Genomic DNA, 19,025 nt, shown 5'->3' on the forward strand with positions numbered 1-19,025 from the left:
AGCTAGCGTTAATGGATGCTTACTTAAGCTCTAGCGCATCATAGCGGGAACACCATCCAGAAACTTGTTCGTGAACAACGTGTCAACGTCCATACGCTGAATCAACTCACCATCTCGATCACTGAGCAAGTGGTTGCGGATCATCCAATTGACGAAAGACACCCATACATTGCGGTGCATGAAGCCCCAATGGCCTTCACCATCCAGGTAATAGCCCGAAACCAGTTGCTGGCTTTGCTCCAGAAAATTTCGCTTGGTGAGTGTTGGATGATTGGCCGTTTTCATCAACAGCCGAACCGATTCATCCGGGTTTTTTATCGCAAACCGATAGCCAGCCGCCGTCTCCTCCAGAAACCGGCGCAACGCATCGCCATTTTGTTCTGTCCACTGGCTGTGAGCCGTCAGCACGGGATTATAGCCATAGGGAATTTCGTATTCGTCAAACAAAAACTGGTTCAGATCAACGCCCTGAATATCGGCCTGCACCCCTTCCCAGGTCAACCAGCACCAGGCCGCATCAACTTCGCGGGTTAACAAAGCCCGCCAAATGCCGTCCCACCCGAGTTTATGGGAGATAAACTGCCCGCGTCCGTCATCATTCTGAATAAGCTGCCGAATCATATCGTCCTCATAGCGAGCGCCATACGAACCATAAACTTTACCATCAAGCTCCCGAGGACGGCTGATGCCACTTTCTTTAAGGGTAACGATGGCGCTAATGTCCCGTGCAAGAACGGCCGCAACCGCTATTAGGGGCACGCCATTTGTCTGGTAGCTAACCACGCTCTCTGAGGGAGTGATGGCTAATTCGGCTTCTCCTTTAGATACCCGCCGGGCGGGCATTGTCCGGTACTCATCCTGATCGGGCGATATAAGTTCTACGTCGAGCCCTACCTGACTGTAAAACCCTTTGGCCAGGGCAACATAAAAGCCGGTATGGTTAGTATTAGGTGTCCTATCAAGGGCTAAACGAATGCGAGTATTCATACTACGGTAATGCTACGGCTCTTATGGGCCAGATCAAAAATTAAGGGTCGCCATGCAGGCCATTCTAAACAAATTAATTTGCTGATAACGAACGCATTAGTATACGTAACAACAACGGTAACGACCTATATACCGGCTGCCATTAATTAACCACACAACCGATGTAAGGTTTTTTTAAATACGAAGCCATTAGCAAGAAAAGGTCAATAAGCGAATAATTTAGTAGGAATCTTAAAATCCGCGAAATCTGAGATCAATTACCACCTTTATCGACAGAATTGCCCGGCTTACTTACCCGACAAACAGAATTTCATCTTTCAAGGCTTTCTCATACTTCTCTTTATCAAACCGGTACAAATACGGAGCCTTATGAGCACCACCCGTTTTGCGCTCCTCCAGGCGTTCCAGAATGTCGTATCCGAGCATCCGTTTCTGAAAATTCCGCCGATCGAGTGATTGCCCCAGAATTGTTTCGTACAGCTGTTGCAAATCGGGCATGGTGAACTTAGTCGGCAACAGATTGTAGCCAACAGGCTGGTAGCTGAGTTGACGGCGCAGGGTTTTCAGTGCCAGCGTAACCATGTCGTTGTGATCGAACAGCAAGGGCGGAATTTGATCGATATCCCACCAGCGACACTCTTCCGTAAAGAAATCAGGTGAAGGCGTCACTTCGGCAAACTCGACCAGCGCATAGTACCCCACCGACACGTCACGGGTAATGATCTCTTTACCTAGTTCAATGGGCAGCCCCAGCTTTGCCAGCGTTTCTTGGAACGAGTAATTCTTATACCGCTCTACATCGCCAAAGGTGTAAAACTGCTGCAGAAAAATTTCGCTCAGACCGGTCCGTTCCTGTAAGTTGCGATGGGCTGCGTCATCCAGATTTTCCCCATGAAGCACCCGGCCGCCCGGCAGGCACCAGTCCTCTGTTCCTTTCCAGCGCAACAGCAATACCTTCAGTTGCCCATCGTGAAATCCGAAGATGGTACAGTCGAGGGATATATGGGGCAAGTAATTTTTCAGTTCGTCAATGAACCGCAGCACTTCATTTTGGTACTCCATAGAGGAATTTTTAACTTATTTATAGTGTGTAAAACCAACACAATGAAAAATAATACTATTATTGTGTTGATTTTACACATCAACTATGCAATCTAGCTCCTATTCATTAAGGTCCTACCGCACATTGACAGTCTTGTGCCTGGGGGCTATAGGCCTTTGGTCTTACTCGGCAAAACCACTTGTCGATCCAGGCGACTTACCCGATGAGAATCGCTTCACAAAGGTAGTGCTCGCCGAAAAGCTAAACGAGCCGCTCGAGATGGCCATTCTTCCCGATGAGCGTGTGCTACTCGTTGAACGACACGGCGACGTTCGACTGTATTCACCGGCGACCAAACAAATCAAAACGATTGCCACAATTCCGGTCAGCACAAAATATAAAGATAAAGAAGGGAATGAAACCGAAGCAGAAGACGGCCTGCTAGGCGTTAATATTGACCCTAATTTTGAGAAAAACCACTGGGTTTATCTCTATTACTCGCCCGCTGGCGCTGAATCGAAGAATAGCCTGACCCGTTACGAACTGCGGGGTGATGAACTGGTGCTTTCGTCTAAAAAAGTTTTACTGGACGTGGCCACCCAGCGCGAGCAATGCTGCCATACGGGTGGCTCCATCGACTGGGACCGCGACGGTAATCTGTACCTCTCTACCGGCGACAACACCAGCCCGCGCGCAACCCTCTACGCGCCCATCGACGAACGACCCGGACGCGGCCCCTGGGATGCCCAGAAATCGTCAGGGAATACCAATGATTTGCGGGGAAAAATTCTGCGTATTCATCCCGAAGCCGACGGTACATACACCATTCCCGACGGCAATTTATTTCCCAAAGGGACCCCAAATACCCGTCCGGAAATTTATACCATGGGCCACCGCAACCCTTACCGGATTTCGGTGGACAAGCGGACGGGGTACGTGTACTGGGGCGATGTCGGACCCGATGCGGGCGTCGATTCGGTGGGTGTTGGCCCAACGGCAGAGGATGAGTACAATCAGGCTCAAAAGCCCGGAAATTTTGGATGGCCCTACTTTGTGGGCGATAACAAAGCGTACAACGATGTCGATTTCGCATCGAATAAATCAGGCGCAAAATTTGACCCGGCTCATCCGGTCAACGACTCGCCGAACAACACAGGCCTGCGTGACCTCCCTCCGGCCCAACCGGCTTTAATTTCGTACACGGCAGGCGAGACTAAGAAATTCCCACTCATGGGCAGCGGAGGCCGTAGCGCTATGGCTGGACCAACCTACTACAAAGACGATTTCAAGAACGCAAAACGTCTTTTTCCGGACTATTACAACGGGAAAGTATTTATGTATGAGTGGATGCGTGACATGATTCTGGCCGTTAGCTTCGATGGCAAAGGCGCTATGACGAAAATGGAGCGCTTTCTGCCAAATATGTCCTTCAGTCACCCTATCGACATGGCGTTCGGCCCAAATGGCGACCTGTACGTCCTCGAATACGGCACGGGCTGGTTCCTTAAAAACGATGATTCCCGCCTGGTGCGCATTGAATTCAATGGGGGTAATCGTAAGCCCAACATACAGATTGCAGCCAGCCAGACAGCAGGAGCAGTTCCCCTGAAAGTCAATTTATCGTCCAACGGCACGAAAGATTTTGACGGCGATGCCCTGACGTATCAGTGGAAGATCGTTAGTCAGGCCGGAGGGGCAAAAGGGGATGGGCCAATCGTTTTGACGGAGCCCAACCCGACGTTTACGTTTCAGAAACCAGGTCAGTACAAAGCGATTCTGACCGTAACCGATGCGAAAGGTCTGAAAGATTCCCGCGAGGTCGATATCATGGCGGGCAACCAGCCACCCCAGGTAACACTGGACGTAGCCAAAGGGAACAAAAGCTTTTATTTTCCTGGTCAGGCCATTGCTTATCAGGTCAAGGTAACGGATAAAGAAGACGGCAGCCTGGCCAACGGCCGGATTCTGCCCAAGCAGGTGCTGGTGCAGGCCACCTATCAGGACGAAGCAAACGCTCAGACAAAGAGCGAGTCAGGGCATAAATTCTCGGAAGCAACGTATCTATCGACAGGCCAAACTCTGATGGAGAAAAGTGACTGTAAAGCATGTCATTTCACCGATAAAAAGTCGGTAGGACCCGCTTTCACCGACGTAGCGAAACGGTATAAAAACGATGCCAATGCCGTAGCCAGTTTATCGAACAAAATCATCAAAGGAGGGGGCGGTTCCTGGGGAGATGCCATCATGACAGCGCATCCACAACTGGCGATGCCCGACGCAAACGAGATTGTCAAGTACATACTAACGCTATCGGACAAAAAAGTAGCGAGCCCGTCGCTGTCTCCGCAGGGTACGTATATGCCCAAAGAAAACGAGAAAGGAAGTCTGGTTTTCCGGGCATCGTACAAGGACAAGGGTGCCAATGGTTTACCGCCACAAATGGCTGACCAGGTACTGGTGTTACGCAACCCGCTGGTGGCGATGGGCGCAAGCAGCAGCCAGTCAAAAGGAATTACCCTCTTCAAAATGGGTACCCAACCCTATCCGTTGGTTGTGGTAATGGCGTCAGATACCTACGTGCAGTTTGACCAGCTCGACCTGACGGGCATCAAGACGATGGAGTTTGCCGTAGCGGTTCCTAAGGCGCAGCTCATTGCGGTAGGTGGCCGCATCGAAATACGAATCGACTCGCCTAACGGCCCACTGCTCGGACAGACCGAGGAGCTTTTGCCAAATACAAGCAACGACCCGGCCGATATGTTTAAGCCCAGCATGGCCAAGGTCAGCATTACGCCCACGACAGGTCAGCACAATTTGTACTTCGTCTTTAAGAATGAGAAAGCGGGTAAGTCACCTCTGTTCGTGCCCGCTACAGTTCAATTTTCTAACTAAATTCACATACAGCCCTTCTCCCGAAAAAAGAGAAGGGCTTTCTCCTTTCAACCATGACACAATCCCGTCGCACTTTCCTGAATCAACTTGGCCTGACAGCCGCTGGCATGGGGCTTGCCTCCACTATCTCTACTGATCTATTTGCCGAAATGGCCCCAACCAAATTCACATTCGACATTTCCTTAGCAGAGTTCTCTTTCGCCGGGGAACTGATGTCGGGAAAGATGACCAACATGGAATTCCCCGCCAGAGCTAAAAATGACTTTGGAATCAACGTGCTGGAATACGTGTCCATGTTTTTCAACAATAAGCACACCGACCAAACTTACCTGAAAGAGCTTAAGCAGCGTTGCGATGACCTCGGCATGAAAAACAATATGATCATGGTCGATGGCGCAAACATTGCCGATCTGGATGCAGCAAAACGGAAGCAGGCTGTCGAAGCGCATTATGCCTGGGTCGATGCCGCCAAGTTTCTGGGTTGCCCTGCCATTCGGGTCAATCTGGGCGATACGTCCAAAGCGATAACGGGCGTAGCCGATGATCCGGCCGATGAAGCCGCCAAGTCTGCCGCTGATGGCTATCATAAATTGCTCGAATATGCCGCCAAATCGAACATGAACGTCATTGTGGAAAATCACTTTGGCAATTCGACCGATATTGACTGGCTGGTTGGTGTGCTCAAACAGGTCAATATGCCCAACGCGGGTCTCCTACCCGATTTTGGCAATTTCTGTCGGCAGCGCAGCACCCCCGAAACCAATGACATCAAAGGCATCATGGGCACCAAATGCATCAAGGAATACGACCGCTATGAGGGCGTTAGGAAGATGATGCCTTATGCGAAAGGCATTAGCGCCAAAACGCATAAGTTCGATGCCAGTGGCAATGAGACCGAAACGGATTTCCGGAAGATGTTCAAGATTATTAAAGACGCTGGTTTTAAGGGTTATGTAGGCATTGAATACGAGGGAGGCATCATGAGCATGTACAACCCAACGGGGGGTTATTTACCCACTACCGAGGGCATCCGGGCCACCAAGACGCTGCTCGAACGCGTACGTACGGAATTGGCCTAAGTCTGTCTTTTCATTTTCCCTAGCATATGCTTCGTAACGTTGTAAAAATCCTGCTGGGCCTGGTTTTGTTTTTGGCCCTGCTGGTGGGCGGGTTTGTTGTTTTTGGCCTATATGTGACGCGGCAACTGCCGTGGCAGAAACCCGTTTTTGATACCGCCCGGCCAGCCGATCCGGGCCCGGTTGGCGAGAAAGGGGTGCTCATTTTTTCAAAAACAAACGGTTTTCGGCACGAATCCATTGAACCGGGTATCGACGCCCTCAGGAAAGCGGGTAAGGAGAAAGGCTGGGACGTTCGGACAACCGAAAACGGCGCTTACTTCAACGACGATTACCTCCGCCGGTTCAAAACGGTCGTGTTTCTGTCTACCACAGGTGACGTGCTGACGCCGGAGCAGGAAAAAGCCTTTGCGAAATTCGTTGAGAACGGAGGAGGCTACGTGGGTATTCATGCTGCTTCCGACACTGAGTACGGATGGGACTGGTACGACCACATGCTCGGGACGCACTTCCGTGATCATCCGTTATATCCTGAACACCTGCCCGAAGCCGAGATTATTACCGACACCCAGACGCACCCAACGACCAAACACCTGCCCGCCACCTTTCGCCGGGTCGATGAATGGTATAACTTCAAGCAGAGTGTCCGGGGAAAAGACAGTATTCAGGTATTGCTGACTCTGAACGAAGCCACTTACAAAGCAGTCTGGCCAAAAGCCATGGGTGGCGATCATCCTATTTCCTGGACGAATGTCGTCGGGAAAGGTCGGGTGTTTTATACGGGCTTTGGCCACACCAACGAAACCTTCACCGACCAATACGCCATGCCGCACATTGTCGCTGGCATCGAATGGGCCGGGCGGTTCTAGTGGCGCATGGGTTTGTGTGATGTCGGGTTTGAGAACCCGACATCACGATACGTTTACCTGTCTATTTCCCTAAATCATTGTAGCCTATCAACTGAATTCCTTTCGTCTTGATCAGTTCTTTAACGCGTGGATTCGTCCAGATGTCCGTTACGCCCTGACGATCAGCCGCTACATTCTCGTAGCCGATGTGATGGATTGCCTGCACTTCGGGGGTATCCAGTCCGGGATGATCGACAAAAATGTAGGTTTTCCCGGCCTCAAGGCTTTCGAGCATGTTCAGGAAGCTTTGCAGTTTTTCTTCCGATGTCGTGTGTGCACCGATGTAGCCCGCATGCACAACGCCAGCCTCGCCAAGTTTCGCGTCATACTGAGGGATGTGATACTCCTGCGCTAGTTTTTTGACCAGTGTATTTACCTCATCGTTCAGGCTTGTACAACCCATATGCCCCGACAGATGGCTTATTCGGGGGATTTTCCGCATGGCCAGTTCGATTTGCGCGCGGAACTCCTTTTCAATATCGGCCAGTTTCCAGTCATTTTCCACCACCGAGCGTTTGGGGTAATTTTTGTTCGGACGAACCATAGGGTAAAAGTAGCCATCGGCATCGCGCAGGCTGGGACAGTCAGATAAAGGCCGCCATTTTACATTATCCCATTCGCTGGTCAGGGTTAAATGGATACCCACGTCGGCCGTCGGGATTTGCTTCAGCATGTCAACCGCTTCCGGAAACCAGGGCGAGGGTACCAACACTTCGATAGACTTTTCGATACCGTCTTTGTAACATTTCAGAATGGCTTCGTTGCCCGCGTGCGAGTAGCCCATATCGTCGCCCCGAACAAGCAGACGGGGTGGATTCGATTGCGCCATACCAGCGCACAAGCCGGAAAAAAGAAACGTCAGTAAAAGTAGAATTCGGCCAGTCATTGTCAGTAGAAGTACAAATGGAGTTACTACCTGAAAGGCTATTTTAACCGCAAAAATACTACCCAATAAGGCAGAAACCTTTGACAAAGCGGTGCTCCATACCTATTTTGATTATTAGCATGATCGGCTTTGTCAAAGGTCAACGTAACTACGCTTGATCAGGTAAGCCCGGCCTGGAATTACTCCTTGCTTCAAGCTGCGCTGTAGTTTTAAAACGACAAAAGCGACCGAAGCCGCTTTTATCAACCAAGATGATTCGTTGACCCTTAATCAAAACTCTGAATCATGTTCCGATACATGGTCGTAGCCTTCCACTGTCCACCGGCAATGATCCGCCGAACCGTGTAAAGCGGCATGCTATCGTCGCGTTTATCGGCCAGCGTAAAGGCGGCTGCATAGCCCCGCTTTTGTAGTTCGGGCAGCGCCTGTTTGTTCCATAGTCCAAATGGATAGGCAAAATACTTAATGGGTTTACCCACAATCGCTTCCAGCTTCGCTTTAGGCTCTTCGATCTGGATTTTCCAATCGTCGCCCTGGTATTTTTTCACGTTATGGTGGTCCCAGGTATGGGCGCCAATAGCGTGTCCCCGATCCGACAGATCTTTGATCTGCGTTTTGTCCATGTATGGCTGTTTTCCATGTCGGCCAATGGCGACGGTCATGATGAAGAACGCCCCTTTGAAACCGTGCTTTTCGAGTTCAGGAGCGGCCACCGTATATTGGTCAAGATCACCGTCATCGAAGGTGAGCATGATCGGTTTAGGAGGCAACGGAGCACCGGTAGCCAGATAAGCGTAGAGTTGATCGGGCAACACGGTATGGTAACCGCTATCGGCCAGCATCTTCATCTGTTCGCGGAAGGCCGCCACAGGGATGATATAGTCTTTCGCCGATTTAGAATCACTCGCACGCCAGTCGCGGATCTGGTGGTAACACAAAATGGGAACCTGCGGACGAGCCAGGATTGTAGCCGCATCGGCTATTTTATTAGCAGGAATACTGGCCGGCGTTGCGGTCCCAGTTTTCTCGGCGGTCTTAGCGGTTGTTTTTTCGGCCGCTTTTGAGCTACTCGACGAATCGACTGCCGAACCAGCAGCGTTTTCGGTGGCTGTAGATCCTTTGGACTGGCAACCCGATAAGCCATTAGTGAATAAAACAGAGAGGCCAAAGGCCAGGGCAAGCGGTAAAAACTGACGACTGAACATAATACAAGAATATGCACCAAACATAATGAAAACTATAATGTCACCAACAGAAATAGAGCAAACTTTATTTTGATTATATAGGCTAGGTAGTGTAGGTATTACTCAACCCAGCCGTCGTATTAGCGAGCCCTCCCATCATCAGTGGATCGGCCATGAAAGGGTACTTGTGATTGTTTTTTTGTCAATAACTTACTCAATCTGTTTTGATCGACGGGTTCTTATGCGTAGCCGTAAAATCTCCTTTTAACCAGCGCGGCTTAGGGGTCATGCTGTTATCAATCAAATAATTGCCAGTTTTCGTGTCCAGAATGATGATACTACCCTTTTCGCCCATTACAGCCTGATAGCGACGAACTTCGTCGGAGGCATCGTTTCGGTGTTCATCGGCTTTGTTGAAATTGGATAGCGACACAATGGCGAGTACGCTTAAGGCACCCACGCAAATGGATTTAAGGTCAAGAGTAATCGTTATGTTTTTCATGAATGAGTTTTTAGCAAATAACGGTTTTCCAAATCGATTCTAACACATACATGACGAAACGGAAGATCTTTCCTGTCTGCGGTTCAGCCTGAGGGCGGTTTAACACTGAAGCCGATGTGGTAGCGACGGTCGACGCCATCAAGGGCGTTGTGGAGGACTTGCGGGCTCTGGTGTGAGTGAAAAATGCCAGTATATTTGAGTGATAAAACGTACTTGTATGCCTAAACTAATCGAATATTTTGGATTAATTTTTTTATTTCTATAGCTGTTCATGTACACGTAAGCCAGGCTGAGTACGAAACTATTTTTGAATTATTCTTTGAAGATGGCAAGCTAACCGATGTTCAGTTAAGAAAGGCAGATGGTGTAGAAATGCTACCAGCCAAAGATCAAAAAGAAGCGATTAAAGTGGTCGAGTTGTATGCTGATGAAATAGCCCAGAAATGGCTTGACTTCTTTGTTTTAAAGAAAAAACCAAAAATTCGTAAGATTACAAAGAGACTATGAGAACGCTCGCAGTTACCGAAGCAGAGTATATAGATCAATACCGGTTGAGAGTAACGTTTTCTGACGAAACCTCACAAGTTATTGACTTTGGTCCTTTTTTATTAATACACCCACATCCGCAGCATGATAAGTACCGTAAATTGGCAAATTTCAAACGATTTAAGGCAGAACGGGGCAACGTCGTTTGGGGTCGGGACTGGGATTTAATTTTTCCCGTGGCGCAGTTGCATCAGGGGTATGTGGGGCCAGCGGTTTATTGATTCAGCCTTTAAACCGCTCCCGCATGTGCCACCGAAAACTATCCATTTTGGGATAATGTACCTCACCAAACGGCAGTCGCAACGGCTGGCCGTGAAACTGCTTAAGGTTATAGGGACTGGTGATCTCATCAGCTAACGAGGGTGAGACTACCACGCGCAAACGCTCGTCGACGCCAATCATGCCTTTGTCGAAAGCGGTGTGCAGATTCGGGCACAGGGCAATTCCATTCGTGACTTTATCATCGCCGGAAATACTGATAGGAACAATGTGGCAAGCTTCGACCAGTGACGAACCATCTACGGCAATCACCTTCATACCCGAAATAGCACAGGTAAAATCATAGACCTTGGGCACCAGTTTCTTGAATAAGCCACCCCGTATAAAGCGTATTTCTTCATCGTCGGTTACTTGTACCGGTATATAGGCCGCTTCCTTCTCATTCAGCAGATACGTTTCCAGGTCAAGCAGGTAGCTGCGTCCAGCGTTTTTAACACGCATGAATTCGGCTTTGGTATCTGCAAAATAGTGATCAAGAAGGGTATTTTTTAGGAATAGCCGGGCATACTCGTTTGTCAGCAGATCAAACAGGTCATCGGTAAAATAACCAAAGTCAAGCCGGTCGCTGAGGGTCTGAACACTACGGATATAAACCTCTATTCGCTCTGTTACCTTGGGTCTTAGAAACCAGAACCCTTCGGATTGCAGATAAAAAAATGGCTGTGTGAAATCGTCTTTGTGCGCTGTTTGAACGAGCAATGAAAAGTTCTCTTTGAACGTAGCCACCAGTTCGGGGGTGATCGTGACCCGGTTTTCGGTGATGAGTTGCTTCTCGATTAACTCAATCAACGTAAGCAGAAAAATGGGCTTATGAGGAGCTTTTCCATACGGAGTTCCTCCCTGTTTAAGCTTCGTAAATTTTCGGGTGTAGATGGTTAGTTGTGTCTGGTTAAAAGGAGGCATAAAACAGGGATATGGAACAGGTAAATATAATCCAGCAACAGACAAATTCCCCGTCTTGTCACTTCGTTATCGCTAAGCAACGGCCGCCTGCTAACATCGCTGGAACTCAACCACCAACAAAATCAAGTTGCCAACGCGGTATTAATTGCCATCAACCGCCTTTTGTGAACAGACTTAGCCAAACACAACGGATGAACAGACGGGAAGCATTATCACGGGTGAGCCTGATGCTGGGCGGTACCCTCTCGGCCCCGACCTTACTGGCCTTTGATCGCTGGAACCAGATGACCCCGGAAAGCCGGGTAAACAGCCCATCAATCCTGAATGAAGAGCAGCGGGAAATTATGGCGCGTGTGGCCGAACGCATTATTCCCAAAACCGATACGCCGGGCGCTATTGATGTTGGTGTTCCAGCGTTTATTGAACTGATGCTGCGCGAGGGCTACACCAAGCCCGTGCAGGATACGTTTCTGACGGGCCTCGGCGATCTGGCTGGTAAAGGGTTCCTGACCGCTTCGGCCGATCAGCAAACAACACTCCTCAAACAGGTCGAAGCCCAGACACTGGCCAATGCCAAAGCTGGTTCGGTATCGTTTTGGCAACTGATCAAGGAGCTGACCGTCTGGGGGTATTTTACATCCGAAGCGGGCATCAAGTCCTCATTCGATTATCAGCCCATTCCGGGAAAATTCGAGGCTATCAAGATCAGGCCGGGTCAGAAAGATTTTATGTACGGCAACCAGGTTTAACATCACTCACCAGGTCGATCATTCACTGTATGAATCTGAATATAAACGCACAAAAAGCTCAAACCTACGACGCCATCGTGGTGGGTTCCGGTATGACGGGGGGCTGGGCCGCTAAAGAACTTACCGAAAAAGGCTTGAACGTACTCGTGCTGGAACGCGGCTACGAGATCAAACACGTTGAGGATTATAAAACCGCCATGCAGGATCCCTGGGAATTTGAACACCGGGGAAAAATCACGACGGTAGCCGCCGAAGAACATTATGCCAGCATGTTCTTCTCGGCCAAAGAGGGCAGTCAGTTCAATTTCACCAACGACAAAGAGCATCCCTACATCCAGAAACGGCCGTTCAACTGGATTCGGGGATACCATACGGGCGGGAAATCGCTGATCTGGGGCAAACATACCTACCGCTGGAACCGGGAAGATTTCCTGGCCAATACCAAAGAGGGAATCGGGATAGACTGGCCTATTCGCTACGAAGAGTTGGTGCCGTGGTATACCTACATCGAAAAATTCGTAGGTATCAGCGGACAGGCTGAAGGATTGGCCGTGTTGCCCGATAGCACCTTTCTGCCGCCCATGGCGATGACTGCCCCGGAAGTGCATTTTAAAAAATCGGTCGCACAGAAACTAAATCGGCCCATAACCATTGGACGGGTGGCGCACCTCACCAAGCCGCAGCCCTGGCATACGGCCGTGGGCCGGGCGAGTTGTCAGTTTCGGAACCGCTGTACGCGGGGTTGTCCATACGGGGGGTATTTCAGCTCGCTGGCGGCCACGCTGCCAGCCGCCCGAAGCACCAACCGGCTGACGATCCTTCACAACGCCATTGTGAAAGAGATCATCCTGGACGATCATGACCAGAAAGCCAAAGGCGTGCGGGTCATCGACCAGAACACGATGGAAGTGCGGGAATTCTACGCCAAAGTGCTTTTCCTGAATGCAGGCACCATTGGTTCTACGTCTATTCTGATGAACTCGAAATCAGCCCGTTTTCCCAACGGACTGGGCAACGACAGCGATCAACTCGGCCGCAACCTGATGGATCATCACCTGGCCGTTGGAGCCAGAGCCGATATCGAAGGTTTTGAGGACGATTACTATTTCGGAGCTCGTCCGGGCAGTCTGTACATCCCACGCTTCCGCAACTGGGGCAACGACAAAAAACGCGACTACCTGCGCGGCTTTGGCTACCAGGGTGGGGCCGCCCGCGCTGACTGGTCGAGGGGCAGTACAGAACCGGGTTTCGGAGCTGACTTCAAGAAACGCCTGACGCAGCCCGGTCCCTGGAAAATGAGTCTGACCGGCTTTGGCGAAGTGCTGCCCGATCCCAACAACCGGTTCTACCTCAGTCCCGACAAAACCGATAAATGGGGTCTGCCGCAGGTGGTGTTCGACGCCGATTTCAGCGCCAACGACCGGGCCATGCGGAAAGACATCATGAACGATGGCGCCGAAATGCTGGAAGCTGCCGGGTTCAAAAACGTCACCACATACGATAACCCGGCGGCACACATGGGGCTGGGTATTCACGAAATGGGGACTGCCCGCATGGGTAAAGACCCGAAAACGTCGGTGCTCAACAAGTACAACCAGGTACACACCTGCAAAAATGTATTTGTCACAGACGGCTCGGCGATGGCGTCGGCCTCGAATGTAAACCCATCGCTCACCTATATGGCGCTCACAGCCCGAGCCGCCAGCTATGCCGTGGCACAGCTCAAGGCGAAGAATCTTTGAGGGATTGTGTCTGGGCCAAGCTCCGGCTTGGCCCAGACACAATCCCTCAAAGATTCTTCAAACTTCGTCAGGCTACTAGTATATAAGTCAGGCTTTTAGAAACCTGACACGTCAGTTTTAAGAAACTGACACCACGATAAGCTGACTCACCTCTAAACGTCAACCATCCGTTTCAACCAAATGCCGTCTTCTATCATCATTGGCGCGGGCATGTCGGGCCTTACGGCCGCCCGCGAATTGCGCTTACAAGGTTGGGAGGTTGTCGTGCTCGATAAAGGTCGGGGTGTGGGCGGCCGACTGGCTACCCGCCGAATTGACCAGGCCCGCGCCGATCATGGCGCCCAGTACTTCTCCGCCACCACACCCGATTTCCAGAAAGTCGTTCGGGAGTTGGCAACCGATCAGGTCGTTACCCAATGGCCGCTCGAACACAACAATATGGCAGATCCCGCATTCAGCTATCCATACTATATTGGCATTGAAGGCATGAATGCTGTGGCGAAAACGCTGAGTCGAAACCTGACCGTGCTGACGGGCGAAACCGTTGTTTCGTTTCGAATGGAGAATGCCCAATGGCTTGTTGAGACGGAATCGGGCAAGCCGTTCCGGGCTGATGCTTTACTGATTACCCTACCCGCTCCGCAGGCGCTCACCCTGATTCAGAAAAGTGGGTTTGCACTGACACCGTCCGATCAGTCGACGCTCTCGGCTATAACTTATCGTCCCTGTATCGCCGTCATGGTAGCCCTGAACCGACCCAGCAACCTGCCCGCTCCCGGTGCCGTCCGGTACGAAACCGGCGACATTGCGTGGGTTGCCGACAACGGGCAGAAAGGCATCTCGCCTGCTCAGCCGTCCGTTACGATCCATGCCAGTGCCGACTTCAGCCGAACGCATTTCGATGATGATCTGGCAACGATCGGTCGGCAACTGATCGGCCAGTTACCAACGCTGATTCCGGCCGATAGCCTCAGCACCGTTCAGGTACATCGGTGGCGCTATAGCCTGGCCGACCAGCGCCACCCGGCCCCTTTTCTGGCAGTCGATGGCTCGCTCCCGCTGCTGTTTGGCGGTGATGGGTTCGGTATGGGCAACGTCGAAGGAGCGTTTACATCGGGCCTGGCGATGGCAAAATTCGTCAGCGCCTAACTTTCTGACAGCCAGTTTGAGTAAAGAGGAAAGATGAGTGTGCTTTGTGGGCTGTAGTCACCCTCATCCGAATCGCTGCACGCGTAGCTGTGTGGTTGCTTTTCACCGCTATGGAACGAAGAGAGTTTATTAAGACGACCAGTCTTTTAAGCGGAGCCTATGCACTGATCGGACAGGCTTCTTTTGCCGGATTCGCCCCGACCGATGGGTATTGGCTCGATGGGCCCATGCGCTGGGTACAACTGGCGTTTGTCGAGCGTGACCCCGGCCATTATGACCCCGATTTCTGGCTCAGCTATTTTAAACGAATTCATGCCGATGGCGCCTTACTGAGCGCCGGGGGCGTGGTCGCTTTTTATCCAACGAAGATTCCGCTCCACCACCGGAGCGACTACCTGGGCGATACAGATCCACTGGGTTATCTGGTTGCTGGTTGCAAAAAACTGGGCATGAAGATCATGCTTCGTACCGATCCTCATGCCGCCCGGCAGGCTGTGTACGACGCCCACCCCGATTGGATTGCAGTCAATGCCGATGGCGCCAAACGCCGTCACTGGGCCAACCCCGATTTGTGGGTGACCTGCTCATTAGGACCGTACAATTTCGAGTTTATGCCCCAGGTGAATGCCGAGATCATGCAACGGTATCAGCCCGAAGGCATTTTCTCGAACCGATGGGCAAGTCCGGACATTTGCTACTGCGAGCATTGTACCCGGAACTTTACCGCCTATTCGGGTCAGCCGCTCCCCCGGAAAGCAGAACGGCTCGACCCTACGTACCGCAAATGGTCGGAGTGGCGCGTGACGCGGCTGCGGGAATTGTGGGCCTTGTGGGACGCTGGTATCCGCAACGAACGACCAGCTTCCCGGTTCATTCCCAACGGATTTCCCGATAAGGTGTTGACGGGTAAAGAGGCTGATCTCTTCTTCGCCGATCAGCAGGCCCGGCGGGGTCTGATGGCCCCCTGGTCGAATGGAAAAGGGGCCAAGGAACTTCGGTCGACGCTGGGCCAGAAACCGCTGATCGGCATTTTCAGCGTGGGTATTGAAGAAGAACTCCGCTGGAAAGACTCGGTACAGAGCGACGCCGAAATTCGGATTTGGGTAGCCGAAGGCACGGCCAATGGGATGCGCCCCTGCTTCGTCAAGTTTGGGGGCGACATCTATGACAAACGATGGATGAATGCCGTTGCCAGGTTGTACGAAGGCTATTATAAAAACGAGAAATACCTTCGAAATACGGCGTCGATGGCCCGCGTTGGTGTTGTTTACTCCGAACAAACCAACCGCAATTACGGCGGCCAACCCTGGCAGCAGAAAAGCGGTGATCACCTGGATGGTATGTACCACGCGCTTGTGGAAAGCCGGGTTCCCTTCGATATGGTCAACGACCGCTTGCTCACGCTCGACGAGTTGAAGCGATTCAAGCTGTTAATACTTCCCAATATAGCCGCTCTCTCCGACGCTCAATGCGCTCAGCTACTAGCCTTCGTGAACGCCGGAGGTAGCCTGGTCGCCACCTTCGAAACGTCGCTTTATGACCAAGACGGCAAGCAACGCCCCGACTTTGGACTGGCCAGCTTATTTGGTGTTTCCTACAATCAGAAAGTAGAAGGCCCCATGCGGAATAGCTATTTACAGTTGCGTCCGGATGCCAAAAACAGCCAAACGCAGCTAATTCTGTCCGGTCTGGACGATACGCCCCGCATCATCAACACGGCTTATCAGGTCGACGTAAAACCCACCACTGCGTTTCCCAGCCCCATTACTCTCATCCCAAGCTATCCTGACCTTCCGATGGAAGATGTTTACCCGCGTGTCGCCGAAACCGATACACGGGAGCTGTACCTTCGGCAGGTGGGCAAAGGACGCGTGGCATACATTCCCGGCGATCTGGACCGCTCGTTCTGGCAACTGATGAGCACTGATCACGGGAAACTGCTCGGCAATATTGTCCGTTGGGCGCTCGATGAAGAGCCGATTGTGGCTATTGAAGGACCCGGCGTAATCGACGTGAACGTCTGGCGACAGGCGAAATCCATGACGGTACACCTGGTCAACCTGACCAATCCGATGATGATGAAAGGCCCCTTTCGGGAGATGATTCCCATTGATACACAGGTAACCATCAAGCTACCAGCCGGAGCGAACGTAGCGAGTGTCAAACTACTCATGCGTGAGCAAACGCCCAAGTTTGAGATCAAAAATGGTGCATTAACGCTAGCCGTTCCCCAGATTCTCGACCATGAAATTGTGGCGCTGGATTTGGGCTAGATCTCTCAATTCCGTGATGTCAGTTTCTTAAAACTGACAAGCGAGGACGGGTTCTTAAACCCGACATCACAGAGACCTGATAACTCATTCACCCTATGACCTGGAAACAAGTTATTGATCCGTTCGGAAACATCACGCTCTCGGTACTGGTAGCGGCCATACCCGTTCTGTTTATCTTCTGGGCGCTGATAATCCGAAAAATGAAAGGGTACCAGGCGAGTTTGATTGCAACGGGTATTGCCATGCTCATTGCGACGCTGGTTTATGGCATGCCGGTCAAGCTAGCCCTTTTATCAGCAGCGCATGGGGCGCTGTACGGGCTGTTTCCCATTTGCTGGCTCGTGATCATGGCGGTCTTCCTGTTCAATATCACCGTCAAAAGTGGCCAGTTCGAGATCATCAAACACTTCATGGGGTCAATCACCGCCGACCGCCGATTACAGGCGTTGTTGATTGCGTTTTCGTTCGGCTCGTTTCTGGAAGGCACGGCGGGTTTTGGGGCACCGGTAGCCATCACAGCCGCCATGCTGGTGGGTTTGGGGTTCAACCCGCTCTATGCGTCGGGCATCTGCCTGATTGCCAATACAGCGCCGGTTGCGTTCGGCTCCATCGGCATCCCAATTACGGTGGCCTCGCAGGTATCAGGCATTCCCGAACTGCCTATTTCGCAAATGGTGGGCCGAACGCTGCCCCTCCTGTCCGTCATGCTGCCTTTTTACCTGGTCAGTATCATTGCCGGGATTACGAAAGCCCGGGAAATCTGGCCCGCCGTTCTGGTGTCCGGCATTTCGTTTGCTTTTCTTCAATATGTTTCGTCCAATTTCCTCGGCCCGGCCCTGCCCGATGTGATTGCCGGTCTGGGGTCAATTATCTGTTTGATGACCTTCCTGCGGGTCTGGAAACCCAAAACCATCTGGCGCTTTGCCAATGAACCTGCCGCAACCAGCAACGCCCACATCAGCTACACAGGCGGCCAGACGATCCGGGCCTGGTCGCCATTTATTGTCCTGACGATTCTGATCATTGCCTGGGGTATACAACCCATAAAAGACGTGCTCAACATGACCGGGATGCTTCAGTTCGAGTTTCCGGGTTTGCACAACGCCATTCTGGGCAGCGATGGCAATCCAATCCCCAAGCTCTTCAAGGTCAACTACCTGTCGGCGGCCGGAACGGCTATTCTGCTGGCGGCTCTCATCGTCATTCCGCTGGTCGGGCTGACGTACAGAGTTGGGATAACCGTCTTTAAGGAAACCCTCATCCAGTTGCGGTTTCCTATTTTGTCGGTGGCCTCGGTACTGGCCTTCGCCTACATTCTGAACGACTCCGGCATTACGCTCACGCTGGCGGCCGTTCTGGCGAGTACGGGCATCCTGTTTCCATTTTTCGCCCCTATTCTGGGCTGGCTGGGCGTCTTTATTACGGGTTCCGACACCTCCGCCAATGCGCTATTCAGTAAGCTTCAGTACGCTACGGCGCAGTCCATTGGCGTCGACCCTGTGGTAACGGTGGCCGCCAATGTATCGGGTGGGGTGGTGGGTAAAATGATTTCGCCACAGTCCATTGCGGTGGCCGCAGCTGCCGGTGACTTGGTCGGCAAAGAGTCGCAACTGTTCCGCTTTACGGTGAAACACAGTTTCTTTATGCTGATTTTCATTTGCGTTCTGACCCTGGCGCAGGCTTACGTCCTGAAGTGGATTATTCCGACGTATGAAATGCTCGACACCAAAAGGCTGACAACACTCCCCGACTTAAGCCGTGGCCATACATATTTGCTGATCTTGGCCTTGCTGCTCGCTGCGCTGGCCGTCGCCATCCGTTCGATAGCCAGCAAAAGAAAACAATCGCCAGCCCTGACAAATGAATAAGGAAACGAATTCTCGGGTGAGGGTTCTTCTTCACGGACC

16 protein-coding genes are annotated in these 19,025 nt (G+C 51.6%); 10 read left to right on the forward strand and 6 right to left on the reverse strand.

All coding sequences use genetic code 11. The features are described from left to right. Positions 1-30 precede the first annotated feature (30 nt). Both SD10_RS22155 and SD10_RS22160 read right to left on the reverse strand, forming a co-directional pair. A complete protein-coding gene (locus SD10_RS22155) occupies positions 31-987 on the reverse strand; it encodes an ABC transporter substrate-binding protein (protein WP_046576839.1) in 957 nt (318 codons plus the stop codon). 291 nt (positions 988-1,278) lie between these two features. Next, entirely contained in the window at positions 1,279-2,049 is a 771-nt protein-coding gene (locus SD10_RS22160; protein ID WP_046576840.1) for an NUDIX hydrolase, read from the reverse strand. Between the two features lie 85 nt (positions 2,050-2,134). Between SD10_RS22160 and SD10_RS22165 the strand changes: the two genes are divergently transcribed. Genes SD10_RS22165 through SD10_RS22175 form a run of 3 tightly spaced genes read left to right on the forward strand, consistent with a single transcriptional unit; the run spans position 2,135 to position 6,866 of the window. Further along, complete coding sequence (locus SD10_RS22165; protein ID WP_148562490.1) at positions 2,135-4,921, forward strand: PQQ-dependent sugar dehydrogenase; 2,787 nt, start codon at positions 2,135-2,137, stop codon at positions 4,919-4,921. 53 nt (positions 4,922-4,974) lie between these two features. Continuing rightward, positions 4,975-6,000 carry a sugar phosphate isomerase/epimerase family protein gene (locus SD10_RS22170; RefSeq protein ID WP_046576842.1) on the forward strand — a complete coding sequence of 342 codons (1,026 nt, stop codon included), beginning with the start codon at positions 4,975-4,977 and terminating at the stop codon, positions 5,998-6,000. 26 nt (positions 6,001-6,026) lie between these two features. Beyond that, positions 6,027-6,866 (forward strand): ThuA domain-containing protein, encoded by an 840-nt coding sequence (locus SD10_RS22175; protein ID WP_052731266.1) that lies wholly within the window; start codon positions 6,027-6,029, stop codon positions 6,864-6,866. Between the two features lie 61 nt (positions 6,867-6,927). On the opposite strand, the gene SD10_RS22180 is transcribed toward SD10_RS22175, so the two are convergent. The 3 genes from SD10_RS22180 to SD10_RS22190 form a co-directional block, all read right to left on the reverse strand. Then, entirely contained in the window at positions 6,928-7,791 is an 864-nt protein-coding gene (locus SD10_RS22180) for a polysaccharide deacetylase family protein (RefSeq protein ID WP_046579980.1), read from the reverse strand. Positions 7,792-8,057: 266 nt separating this feature from the next. Further along, positions 8,058-8,996 carry a polysaccharide deacetylase family protein gene (locus tag SD10_RS22185; protein WP_046576844.1) on the reverse strand — a complete coding sequence of 313 codons (939 nt, stop codon included), beginning with the start codon at positions 8,994-8,996 and terminating at the stop codon, positions 8,058-8,060. Between the two features lie 193 nt (positions 8,997-9,189). Then, positions 9,190-9,477 (reverse strand): hypothetical protein, encoded by a 288-nt coding sequence (locus SD10_RS22190; RefSeq protein WP_046576847.1) that lies wholly within the window; start codon positions 9,475-9,477, stop codon positions 9,190-9,192. A 303-nt stretch (positions 9,478-9,780) separates the two neighbouring features. Between SD10_RS22190 and SD10_RS30545 the strand changes: the two genes are divergently transcribed. Together SD10_RS30545 and SD10_RS22195 are read left to right on the forward strand one after the other, a co-directional pair. Further along, positions 9,781-9,984, forward strand: a complete 204-nt coding sequence (locus SD10_RS30545) for a hypothetical protein (protein ID WP_394330479.1) — start codon at positions 9,781-9,783, stop codon at positions 9,982-9,984. After that, positions 9,981-10,244, forward strand: coding sequence for a DUF2442 domain-containing protein (locus tag SD10_RS22195; protein ID WP_046576849.1), 264 nt, complete (start codon positions 9,981-9,983; stop codon positions 10,242-10,244). Before SD10_RS30545 ends, SD10_RS22195 begins: the two co-directional genes overlap by 4 nt. Position 10,245: 1 nt before the next feature. Here the strand turns inward: SD10_RS22195 and SD10_RS22200 are convergent, their stop codons facing one another. Further along, entirely contained in the window at positions 10,246-11,205 is a 960-nt protein-coding gene (locus SD10_RS22200; RefSeq protein WP_046576850.1) for an HNH endonuclease, read from the reverse strand. 191 nt (positions 11,206-11,396) lie between these two features. Here SD10_RS22200 and SD10_RS22205 point away from each other — a divergent pair, with 191 nt between their 5' ends. From SD10_RS22205 to SD10_RS22225, 5 genes are all read left to right on the forward strand, one after another. After that, complete coding sequence (locus SD10_RS22205; RefSeq protein WP_046576851.1) at positions 11,397-11,954, forward strand: gluconate 2-dehydrogenase subunit 3 family protein; 558 nt, start codon at positions 11,397-11,399, stop codon at positions 11,952-11,954. A 29-nt stretch (positions 11,955-11,983) separates the two neighbouring features. Further along, positions 11,984-13,696, forward strand: a complete 1,713-nt coding sequence (locus SD10_RS22210; protein WP_046576853.1) for a GMC oxidoreductase — start codon at positions 11,984-11,986, stop codon at positions 13,694-13,696. 180 nt (positions 13,697-13,876) lie between these two features. Continuing rightward, entirely contained in the window at positions 13,877-14,845 is a 969-nt protein-coding gene (locus SD10_RS22215; protein ID WP_046576855.1) for an NAD(P)/FAD-dependent oxidoreductase, read from the forward strand. 110 nt (positions 14,846-14,955) lie between these two features. Continuing rightward, positions 14,956-17,118: an alpha-amylase family protein gene (locus tag SD10_RS22220; RefSeq protein ID WP_046576857.1), complete on the forward strand. Its 2,163-nt coding sequence runs from the start codon at positions 14,956-14,958 to the stop codon at positions 17,116-17,118. Between the two features lie 95 nt (positions 17,119-17,213). Then, positions 17,214-18,986, forward strand: coding sequence for an L-lactate permease (locus SD10_RS22225; RefSeq protein ID WP_046576858.1), 1,773 nt, complete (start codon positions 17,214-17,216; stop codon positions 18,984-18,986). Positions 18,987-19,025: the final 39 nt, after the last annotated feature.

It is taken from the genome of Spirosoma radiotolerans (assembly GCF_000974425.1).
Classification (GTDB): Bacteria; Bacteroidota; Bacteroidia; order Cytophagales; family Spirosomataceae; genus Spirosoma; species Spirosoma radiotolerans.